At 71.4% G+C, this 10,094-nt stretch carries 10 protein-coding genes; 4 read left to right on the top strand and 6 right to left on the bottom strand.

Annotated elements, in window-relative coordinates; all coding sequences use genetic code 11:
* Positions 1-360 precede the first annotated feature (360 nt).
* The 6 genes from V6U86_RS33180 to V6U86_RS33155 all read right to left on the bottom strand — a co-directional run bounded on the left by V6U86_RS33180 (position 361) and on the right by V6U86_RS33155 (position 5,979).
* The gene (locus tag V6U86_RS33180; RefSeq protein WP_334510490.1) at positions 361-1,785 is read right to left on the bottom strand and encodes an aldehyde dehydrogenase family protein; all 1,425 of its coding nucleotides are present in this window, start codon (positions 1,783-1,785) and stop codon (positions 361-363) included.
* An 84-nt stretch (positions 1,786-1,869) separates the two neighbouring features.
* Positions 1,870-2,835 carry a quinone oxidoreductase family protein gene (locus V6U86_RS33175; RefSeq protein ID WP_334510488.1) on the bottom strand — a complete coding sequence of 322 codons (966 nt, stop codon included), beginning with the start codon at positions 2,833-2,835 and terminating at the stop codon, positions 1,870-1,872.
* Positions 2,832-3,194 (bottom strand): hypothetical protein, encoded by a 363-nt coding sequence (locus V6U86_RS33170; RefSeq protein ID WP_334510486.1) that lies wholly within the window; start codon positions 3,192-3,194, stop codon positions 2,832-2,834. Before V6U86_RS33170 ends, V6U86_RS33175 begins: the two co-directional genes overlap by 4 nt.
* Positions 3,191-4,057 (bottom strand): extradiol ring-cleavage dioxygenase, encoded by an 867-nt coding sequence (locus V6U86_RS33165; protein ID WP_334510484.1) that lies wholly within the window; start codon positions 4,055-4,057, stop codon positions 3,191-3,193. Before V6U86_RS33165 ends, V6U86_RS33170 begins: the two co-directional genes overlap by 4 nt.
* Positions 4,058-4,087: 30 nt before the next feature.
* Entirely contained in the window at positions 4,088-4,858 is a 771-nt protein-coding gene (locus V6U86_RS33160; RefSeq protein WP_334510483.1) for a citryl-CoA lyase, read from the bottom strand.
* Positions 4,843-5,979, bottom strand: coding sequence for a CaiB/BaiF CoA transferase family protein (locus V6U86_RS33155; protein ID WP_334510480.1), 1,137 nt, complete (start codon positions 5,977-5,979; stop codon positions 4,843-4,845). Before V6U86_RS33155 ends, V6U86_RS33160 begins: the two co-directional genes overlap by 16 nt.
* A gap of 199 nt (positions 5,980-6,178) precedes the next feature.
* Here V6U86_RS33155 and V6U86_RS33150 point away from each other — a divergent pair, with 199 nt between their 5' ends.
* The 4 genes from V6U86_RS33150 to V6U86_RS33135 all read left to right on the top strand — a co-directional run.
* Positions 6,179-7,615 (top strand): amidohydrolase family protein, encoded by a 1,437-nt coding sequence (locus V6U86_RS33150; protein WP_334510478.1) that lies wholly within the window; start codon positions 6,179-6,181, stop codon positions 7,613-7,615.
* 3 nt (positions 7,616-7,618) lie between these two features.
* A complete protein-coding gene (locus tag V6U86_RS33145; RefSeq protein ID WP_334510476.1) occupies positions 7,619-8,422 on the top strand; it encodes an IclR family transcriptional regulator domain-containing protein in 804 nt (267 codons plus the stop codon).
* Between the two features lie 119 nt (positions 8,423-8,541).
* Positions 8,542-9,117 (top strand): DinB family protein, encoded by a 576-nt coding sequence (locus tag V6U86_RS33140; RefSeq protein ID WP_334510473.1) that lies wholly within the window; start codon positions 8,542-8,544, stop codon positions 9,115-9,117.
* Between the two features lie 161 nt (positions 9,118-9,278).
* A partial coding sequence (locus V6U86_RS33135; protein ID WP_334510471.1) for a DUF222 domain-containing protein occupies positions 9,279-10,094 on the top strand: 816 nt, incomplete at its 3' end.

The following is a 10,094-nucleotide window of genomic DNA, read 5'->3' as shown; positions in this document are numbered from 1 at the left end:
CGCCCCGCGCTCTGCGCTCTGCGCTCTGCGCTCTGCGCCTGCGCCTGCGCCCGCGCCCTGCGCCCCGCGCCTGCGCCCGCGCCTGCGCCTGCGCCCGCGCCTGCGCCCGCGCCCGCGCCCGCGCCCAAGATCGCACTAAATCCTGGTTGTAGTGGTGTGTGAGGGCGATCGAGGCCACTACATCCACGATCCAGCACGATCTTGGTGCGGGGCGGGGCGGGGCGGGGCGGGGCGGGGCGGTGCGGGGCGGTGCGGTGCGGTGCGGTGCGGTGCGGTGCGGTGCGGTGCGGTGCAGGGCGGGGCGGGTGTCCGGGTCCCGATTTTCGACCGACAGGTGTGGGTCGGGGGCGTCTGGGGCGGTCAGCGTTGGATGGACTTGGTCTCCAGGAACTCCTCCAGCCCAAAGCGGCCGAACTCGCGGCCGTTGCCGGAGTGCTTGTAGCCGCCGAACGGGGCGAGCGGGTTCCAGTGGCCGGCGTTCACGTCGACCTGGCCCACGCGCAGCCGACGGGCGACGGCGAGGGCGTGCTCCGGCTCACCGAAGACGCCGCTGGTCAGGCCGTACAGCGTGCCGTTGGCGATGGCCACGGCCTCGTCCTCGTCGGCGTACGGGATGATCGTCAGCACCGGGCCGAAGATCTCCTCCTGAGCGATCGCGGAGGCCGGGTCGACGTCGGCGAAGATCGTCGGCTGGACGTAGGCCCCAACGGGTAGCCCCTCGGGTCGCTGCGGGCCGCCGAACACCAGCCGGGCGCCGTCGGCGATGCCCCGCTCGATGTAGCCGACGACCTTCCGCCGGTGGGTCTCGGACGCCATCGGGCCGATCCGGGTGGCCTCGTCGCCCGGGTCGCCGACGGTGTACTGCTTCGCGGCCTCGACGGCCAACGCCACGACCTCGTCCTGCCGGGAGGCGGGCACCAGCATCCGTGGCCACGCGCCGCAGACCTGACCGCCGTTGCTGAAGGCCATCATCAGGCCCCGCTCGACGGCGGCGGGCAGGTCGGCGTCGTCCAGGATGATGTTCGCGCCCTTGCCACCCAACTCCAGCGCGACCCGCTTGACGCTCGCTGCGGCCACCGCGGAGATGCGCTGCCCGGCGCGGGTGGAGCCGGTGAACGAGATCATGTCGATGTCCGGGTGGGCGGAGATCGCCTCCCCGACGGTCGCGCCGGTGCCGTAGACGACGTTGAAGACGCCCGCCGGTACGCCGGCCTCGGCGGCGACCTCGGCGAGGATGCGCGCGGTCAGCGGGGCGTTCTCGGACGGCTTGAAGACCATCGTGTTGCCGGCGAGCAGGGCCGGCGCCAGCTTGGAGACGATCTGCTGGAGTGGGAAGTTCCACGGGGTGATCGCGCCGACCACGCCGATCGGCTCGCGGACGATCAGCGAGTTGCCGACCTCCTCGGCCCAGGCGAAGTCGTCGGCCAGGCCGGCGATGGACTCGACCACGGCGGCCGGGAACGCGACCTGGGCGGTCCGGGACATACCGATCGGCGAGCCCATCTCGGCGGTGATCGCCTGGGCGATCTCCTCCGTGCGGGCGGCGAGGCCGGCGCCGAGGCGGCGCAGCACGTCCGCCCGGTGCTGCGGGGTGGTCGCCGACCAGGCCGGGAAGGCGGCTCGGGCGGCGGCGACGGCGCGTTCGACGTCGGCGGCGGTGCCGGCCGGGGTCTCGGCGACGACCTCGCCGGTGGCCGGGTTCACGACGGGAAGGGTGTCGGCGGAGCCGGTGACGGTCTCGCCGCCGATCCAGTGGCCGGTGACGGTGTCGGTGGAAGGTGTCATGGACCGACCGTCGCACCGTGCCGGAACCCCAACCAGGTGCGGTTTATCCAGGGTTTCGCGATCCCTGGCTGGGGCCCGGATCGGTCAGAGCGCGAGGACGATCCGGCCGGCGGTGGTGCCGGCGTCCTGCCGGGCCCAGGCGTCCGCGACGGCGTCGAAGGGCACGATCTCGTGGTCGACGGTGAGCCGGCCGGCCGCCGCGTGCCCGGCCACCACGCTCAGCGCGGCAGCCCGCTCGGCGGTCGACAACCCGTTGTTGGTGTAACCGACGATCCGTAGGGCGCCGCTGCGCAGCACGGCGGACTCGATGGGGGCGGTCGCGCCGGCCGCGCTGCCCAGGTTGACCAGTCGTCCACCGGGGCGCAGCACCCGCAGCGCCGCCGCGGCCGGGACACCGAAGACCGGGTCGAGGACGAGGTCGACCGGCCCGTCGGCGGCGTGGCGCAGCCGGTCGGCCATCGACGCGACGTTGTCGTCGGGCAGCAGGGGGATGGCGACGGCCGCGCCGAACTCCAGGGCGCGGGCCCGTGCCGCGGCCGAGCGGGCCACGGCGATGACGCGGCGGGCGCCCCCGAGCAGGGCGAGTTGGACGGCGGCCTGACCGACCACACCTCCGGCGCCGAGCACGATGACCTGGTCGCCGGCCGCCAGACCGCCGGCGTCGGTCAGCGCCGCGTGTGCGGCGACCGCGGAGAGGCCGAGGGCCGCGAGCACTGTCAGCGGTACGCCGTCCGGCAGCGCCACCACGTCGGCGGCCGGCACCGTGACCGTGCTCGCCATGCTGCCGTCCACACCGGAGCGCATCCCGGCCGACGTGCCGAACCAGACCGGGGTGCCGTCGGCGAGCCGACCGACCCCCTGCACACCCGGCACGTAAGGGGTCTTCGGCGGGCCGAAGTAGCTGGTGCCGCTGGCGCAGAGCACATCCAGCGGGGTGATCGGCACCGCCTCGACGGTGACCGCCACCTCGCCGTCGGCCGGCACCGGTGCCGGCCGCTCGGCGATCGTCGGCGCGTCGCCGCAGGTGGTGAGCAGGGCGGCGCGGATCACGTCGCGATGTCCGGGTAGGGCATCGAGAAGTGGGCCAGCCGCGCGCCGTAGGACTTCTGGTATTCCAGCGGCTCGGTGTTGTCCCGTTCGAAGAGGGCGATGAAGAGGGTCAGGGTGAGGAACGGGTGCGCGCCCAGCTCGAAGAGCTTCACGTGGTCGTGGGTGGCCAACGCCTCACGCTCCACGTCGTCAAAGCGCAGCCAGGTGCTCGCCTCGCCGGTGTGGCAGTTCAGTACGGCGTTGGCGCGCTCGGCCTCCCACCAGGCGACCAGTTCGCGCGGCTCGCTGCGGTAGCGCTCGACCAGGTCCGGGTCCCGGTCGACAGTGAAGAGGAACTTGTTCAGCAGGTATTTGCTCATGCCGTCGGCGCTCCGTTCGGGTACCAGGTGAAGTACGCCTCCATGGTGTGGAACAGATCGAGGGTGTCGACGTAGTCGGCCTTCACGCCGGCACCGGCCACGCCCATCATGAGCATGAAGTCCATGAAGCCGTGGGTGGCGTTGCCCGGTGAGTGCAGGCTGTCCAGGGTGACCTCGCGCAGGCACTCGTCCAGGTCGCCGTTGGCGATCCACTCGACGGCCCGCTGGTCGAACTCCGGGTCCGGACCGTGTGGGCCGAACTGCCGGGGGCCGCCCAGCTCCAGCGAGAGGTGACCGGTGCCGATGACGGCCACCCGCAGGTGCGACGGCCACGACTCGACGATCTCCCGGATGCTCTGGCCGAGCTGGACGAAGCGCTTCGGCTGCGGCAGCGGCGGCGCGAAGATGTTCGTGTAGATCGGCACGATCGGCAGGTCGGCCTCGGGCCGCAGCGTGATGATCGGGCAGGTGATGCTGTGGTCGATGCGCAGCTCGTTGCTGAACGCGAGGTCGAACCCGGCGTCGAGCCCGGCCCGCAGGATGTGCCCGGACAGGTCCTCCTGCCCCTTGAGCAGCATCCGGGGCAGCCCGAACTCGCGCTCCTCGTTGTACCAGTTGGCGTCGTAGCAGGGCGCCTTGCCGACCAGGAACTGTGGCATGTTGTCCAGCCAGAGCTGGTGGAAGTGGTCGGAGCCGACCATCACCAGCACGTCGGGTCGGGCCCGGGTCAACGTCTCCCGGAACGCCAGGATCTTGCGGGTCCACTCGTCGGCGAACGGTGGTCGATCCTCGCCGGTGGCGGTGCTGGCCCGGTAGTAGAAGGGGTGGTGGGTGGAGGCGATGACCGCGACGATGGAGGCCATTCCCACTCCTTTCGGGGGTGGAAGAGGGGGTCAGGGTTCGTAGACGGCGTTGCGGTCGACGGTGCGGTAGATGTCCATGCCGAGCGGTCGTCGTCGCTCCTCGGCGAGGTGCCCGAGCAGCCCCGCCGCGCGGGCCAGTAGGGCGAAGCCGCGCAGCATCTCGACGGGGAGCCCGAGGTCGGCCAGGGCCGCGCCGCAGACTCCGGCGCCGTTGAGCGGGAGGGTGCGGCCGAGTACCTGCGGGTGGACGCGTCCGATCGCCTCGAACAGCCGCAGGTGCGGGCCGTGCAGACCCTCCTCGGTGGCGATCCGGATCAGCACGGGGGTGCGCGGGTCCTGCTCCTTGTGCACGGGGTGCCCCAGCCCGGGGACCAGTCGGCGTTCCTGCTTGGCCCGGGTGACCGCGTCGAGCGCCACCGCGTCGTAGTCGGTCACCTCACCGGCCTGGGCGAGCGTGTCGGCGAGGAAGCGTCCACAGTCCTCGGTGACCCCGAGGAAGCGGGAGCCGCCGCCGAGCAGGCCGGCGGCGAGCGCGCCCTGCAACGACTCGGGCGCGGACAGGTACGTCAGTCGGGCCGCGATCGCCGTGGGGGTGAAGCCGTGGTCGGCGAGCGCCACCAGCACCGCCTCGAAGACCCGTACCTCACCCTGGGTGGGCCGACGGCCGGCGACCAGCCAGTACGCCAGCTCGCCGAAGCCCACCGTGCCCATCAGGTCGGCGGCCAGGTCCTGCCCGAGCAGGGAGATGGTGGTCGGGTCGGAGGTGCCGATCCCGGTCGGGAAGCTCAGTTCTTCAGCCACGCGCGGATCTCCTCGCCGTGTTCGTCGAGCCCGGGCGGCGGCAGCTCGTACCGGGCCGGGGTGTCGGAGAAGGTGATGGGGTTGCGGACACCGGGCACGTCGCCGACGGTGACGACCGGGTCGAGCCCCAACTCCTCGGCGAGCGCCACACCGCCGTCGATCGTGTTGATCGGCGCGCACGGTACGCCGGCGGCGAGCAGGTCCCGGAACCACTCGTCCTTGGTCCGCTTGGTGAGCCGTTCGACCAGCAGTGGCCGCAGCTGCTCGCGGTTGGCCGTGCGGTCCTGGTTGCGGCCGAATCGCCTGTCGTCCGGCAGGCCGGGAAGGTCGAGCACCTGGCAGAGCTTGCGGAACTGCCCGTCGTTGCCGGCGATGACGATGAGTTCGCCGTCGGCGGTGGGCAGTGGCTCGTACGGGAAGAGGCTGGGGTGCGCGTTGCCCATCCGGAACGGGACGGTACCGCCGGCGACGTAGCCGCTGGAGTGGTTGACCAGGCCGGACAGCGCCGAGCTGAGCAGGTTGACCTCGACGTGCTGGCCTCGTCCGGTCTCGCCACGGTGGTGCAGGGCGGCGAGGATGCCGATGCTCGCGTGCAGCCCGGCCATCACGTCGAAGACCGAGATCCCGGCCCGGTACGGCGAGCCGTCCGGATCGCCGGTGAGGCTCATCAGGCCCGAGATGGCCTGCACCATGAGGTCGTAGCCGGGGAAGTCCCGCCCGGCGCCGGTGCCGAAGCCGCTGATGCTCGCGTACACGATCTTCTCGTTGTTCGCGGTGACCGTGTCGTAGTCGAGGCCGAAGCGGGCGAGGCCACCGGGCCGGAAGTTCTCGATCAGCACGTCCGCGCGGCGGGCCAGCTCCTGCGCGGCGGCGAGGTCGTCGGGTTTCCTGAGGTCCAGGGCGACCGACCGTTTGTTGCGGTTGATGCCGAGGTAGTACGTCGAGACGCCGTCGCGGGTGGGTGGCATCCAGGTGCGGGTGTCGTCGCCACCGGGGCTCTCCACTTTGATCACCTGTGCGCCGAGGTCGGCCAGGAGCATCGTCGCGTACGGCCCGGCGAGGATCCGGGAGAAGTCCGCGACGAGTAGCCCGGCCAACGGCCCTGTTGAATGCTGCACCATGTTTCCGCCCGTTCTACGGACACCTGTCCGTCGGGACAGCTTGCGATACCGCTCGCCGTGTGTCAACGGTTTGTCTATCGAGCGGGATCAGGCTCTTGACACGAATCGTGACCCGGACCACACTTGCGCCACCCGGGCTGGCCGCACAGCGGACAAGAGTCCGGAACCCCCCTCGTACCCCGGAAAGGAATGGGTGGCGATGAGCGCAACCGACCGGCCGGTGGTCTTCCGTAACGGCCTGGTTCTCACCATGGACGACGCGCACACGGTGCTGCCCGGCGCCGACGTGCTGGTCATCGGCGACCGGATCGCGGAGGTCGGCGTCGGCCTCACCGCACCCGACGACGCCCTGCAGATCGACGCGACCGACGGCATCCTGATGCCCGGCATGGTCGACACCCACCGGCACCTGTGGCAGACCGCGATGCGCGGATACGGCGCCGACTGGACCCTGACCCAGTACTTCGTCTGGTACTACCTCGAGTCGGGCAAGCTGTTCCGTCCCGAGGACGTCTACGCCGGCAACCTGCTCGGCGCGATCGAGGCGATCGACGCGGGTGTGACCACCACCGTCGACTGGTCGCACGGATTGCAGACCCCCGAGCACGCCGACGCCGCCGTGGACGCCCTGGAGGCGGTCGACGGGCGGTTCGTGCTCGCCTACGGCAACATCCAGCAGGGGCCGTGGGAGTGGGCCACCTCGCCGGAGTTCCGCGACTTCCACCGCCGCCGCATCGACGGCGGCAAGCTGGCCGGCTTCCAGATGGCGTTCGACGTCACGGGCGACCCCGCCTTCCCGGAACGGGCCGCGTTCGAGGTGGCCCGGGAGCTGGGCGCCCCGGTGACCACCCACGCCGGCGTGTGGGGCGCCACCAACGACGACGGCATCCGACTGATGCACGAGAACGGGTTCATGACCCCGTCGACCGTCTACGTGCACGCGGCCACGCTCACCCACGACTCGTACAACCGGATCGCCGCGACCGGCGGGTCGGTCTCCGTCTCGACCGAGAGCGAGCAGAGCGCGGGCCAGGGTTACCCACCCACCTGGCAGCTGCGTCACCACGACATCCCGGTGTCGCTGTCGATGGACACCAGCGTGTGGTGGAGCGGCGACCTCTTCTCCGCGATGCGCAGCACGCTCGGCGCGGACCGCTCCCGGGAGCATCTGGAGGCGCACGCCAAGCAGGAGACCATCACCCACTGCCACCTGCGCGCCGAGCAGGTCGTCGAGTGGGCCACCCGAGGCGGCGCCCGCGCCCTCGGCATGGATGCCACGATCGGCGCGCTCACCCCCGGCCGGCAGGCCGACGTCGTCCTGATCAAGAACGACGCCTCGCCGGTGATGTTCCCGATCCTGAACCCGCACGGTCACGTCGTCTTCCAGGCCCAGCGTGCCGACGTGCACACCGTGCTGGTGGGTGGCCGGGTCGTGAAGCGTGACGGCCGCCTCGTCGGCGTCGACCTCGCCGCCGCGCGGGCCCGGGTGGCGGCGACCATCGACCACCTGCGCGAGACGATGGGGGAGCAGGCGTGGCGACGGGGCATGAACCCGGACATCCCCGAGACCGCGATCCTGGAGAACCCGTACCAGTACACCGAGTGGGACGCCGGGTCGGCGCAATGGAAGCATTAGGACATGGGTGACAACGGAAGGGGCGCCGGGCCCGACTTCATCGAGGCTCTCGCGCGTGGTCTCGACGTCCTGCGCTCCTTCCGTCCCGCCAGCCCCTCGATGACGCTCAGCGAGATCGCCGCCGCCACCGGTCTGGCCCGTCCCACCGTTCGACGCATCCTCATCACGCTCGAATCGCTGGGCTACGTCCGCGCGATGGGCCGCGGTCACACCCTCACCCCGCGCGTCCTTGAGCTGGGGATGGCGTACGTCAACGCGCTGAACATGTGGGACGTGGCCCGCCCGCACATGGAGAAACTCGTCGCGCAGACCAACGAGTCGACCTCGATGGCCCAGCTCGACGGCAGCGACATCGTCTACGTCGCCCGGGTGGCCGTCCCTAAGATCGTGACACTGGGCGTCACCATCGGCACCCGCTTCCCGGCACCCGCGACCTCGATGGGCAAGGTGCTGCTCGCCGCGCTGCCGCCGGACACGCTGGCGGCCGTCCTCGCCGAACCCAGCCGCTCCGGCATCACCCCGCGCTGGCAGCCCGCCCCGGGCGACCTCGACGCCGTGCTGCGCGAGGTCCGGGCGAAGGGCTGGGCGCTCGCCGACCAGGACCTCGCGCCGGGGATCCGATCCGTCGCCACCGGCGTACGCGACGGCGACGGGCGGGTCGTCGCCGCCATCAACGTGACAGTGCACGCCGCCGAGACCTCGCTGGAGACGCTGCGCGAGGAGCACCTGCCGAGGCTGCTGCGCGCCGCCGCCGACATCGGGCACGACTGGGCGCTGACCGCTGCCGTGCCGGTGGTCACCACCTAGCCTCTTCAGGTTGGCCGGGCGTGGTCTGGCGGCGACGGCCAGGGCGTTTCCTGCCGATCATGGGCTCTTCGGATCGTCCGGGGCAGCGCCGGCACCCAACCGGATGCCATAGTGCCGCGATGAAGGCAGACCTGCACAGTTACCTGAAGGGCGGCCGCGACACGCTGCTGTGGAAGCTCGACGGGCTGAGCGAATACGACATTCGGCGCCCGTTGACCCGGACCGCAACCAATCTGCTCGGTCTGGTGAAGCACTCGGCGGCCATGGAGATCCTCTACTTCGGCGTCGTGTTCGGCCGGCCGTTCGAGCAGGAGCTGCCGTACGTCGGCGACGGAGCGGAGACCAATGCCGACATGTGGGCGACCGCGGATGAGACCCGCGAGGAGATCGTCGCGCTGTACCGTCGTGCGATCGCCCACGCCGACACCACCATCGAAGCCCTCGCACTGGATGAGGTCGGCCGCGTGCCGTGGTGGGGTGATACCGCTGTCACGTTGCACCACGTCCTGGTCCACGTCATCGCGGAAACACAACGGCACGCCGGCCACGCTGACATCGTGCGCGAACTCATCGACGGCACGGCCGGGCTGCTGTCTCCGAACGACAACCTGCCCCCGGTCGACGAGTCATGGTGGCTGGACCACCGCCAGCGAGTGGAGCAGGCAGCCCTCGACGCCAGCAAACGCGGCGACTAGCGCAGCACCGCGCTAGGGCCAGGCCGCAGGCGGCGCATCCTCCACCCGCCGGCACGGCCTACGGCGGCGGCTGTCGGCGCAGAGTCCCCTTCGTCGGCCGGGCTCGCCGAATATTGATCATCTTGCCTGAAAGTGTCGTACGTCTGTTCTAGTGTCGGGTCATGGTTGAGGAGTTGGCGCAGGCAGACGACGCGGTCGCCGCCTGCGTCGATGCCGCCGCCTGGGCCCTCACCGAAGATGATCTGGTCGCTGCTCTCGACGCCACCCAGCGCCTGGAGCAGCGCCTCGCCGCCGTGAAGCTCGCCTTGGTCCGCGAGGTCGACGGCCGCGGCATCGCCCGTGCGCAGGGGGCGTGTTCCACGGCGGTCTGGTTGCGGGAACGACTGCGACTCACCGTCCCGGCCGCCCGCCGGCTCGTCGACCTCGCCACGGCTCTCGACACCGGCAACCCCAGCATCCGACACGCGTTGGCTGATGGCGCCATCAGCCTCGACCAGGCTCGGGTCATCACCGACACCGTCGACACCGTGCAGCAAGCCGCCGGCGCAGAGGCCGCCGACAAGGCAGTCGGGGTGCTCGTCGACTGGGCCGGGCAGTTCGACCCCACCCTGCTCCGCAAACTCGGCACCCGCATCCTCGACCACGTCGCCCCGGACCTCGCCGACGCCGCCGCAAAAGCCGCCCTCGACGCCGAAGCCGCCCGCGCCGACCGCGACCGGCACCTCACCCTGTCCGCACAGACCGACGGCCGCCTGCGACTGACCGGCATCCTTGACGCCGAAACCGCCGGCCTCCTCCGCGCCGCCATCGACCCACTGACCGCACCATCCGGCCCCGATGACCAGCGGTCGCCCGGGCAACGCCGCCACGACGCCCTCGCCGACGTGTTCCGACTCGCCCTGCGCACCGGCGAGCTGCCCGACAGCGGCGGTGATCCCGCCCAGATCGTCGTCTCCACCAACTACGACAGCCTCGCC

This window comes from Micromonospora sp. CPCC 205558 (assembly GCF_036902955.1).
GTDB lineage: Bacteria > Actinomycetota > Actinomycetes > Mycobacteriales > Micromonosporaceae > Micromonospora.
Note: the sequence above shows the minus strand (reverse complement) of the source record. Positions and strands in the feature narration are given on the sequence as shown.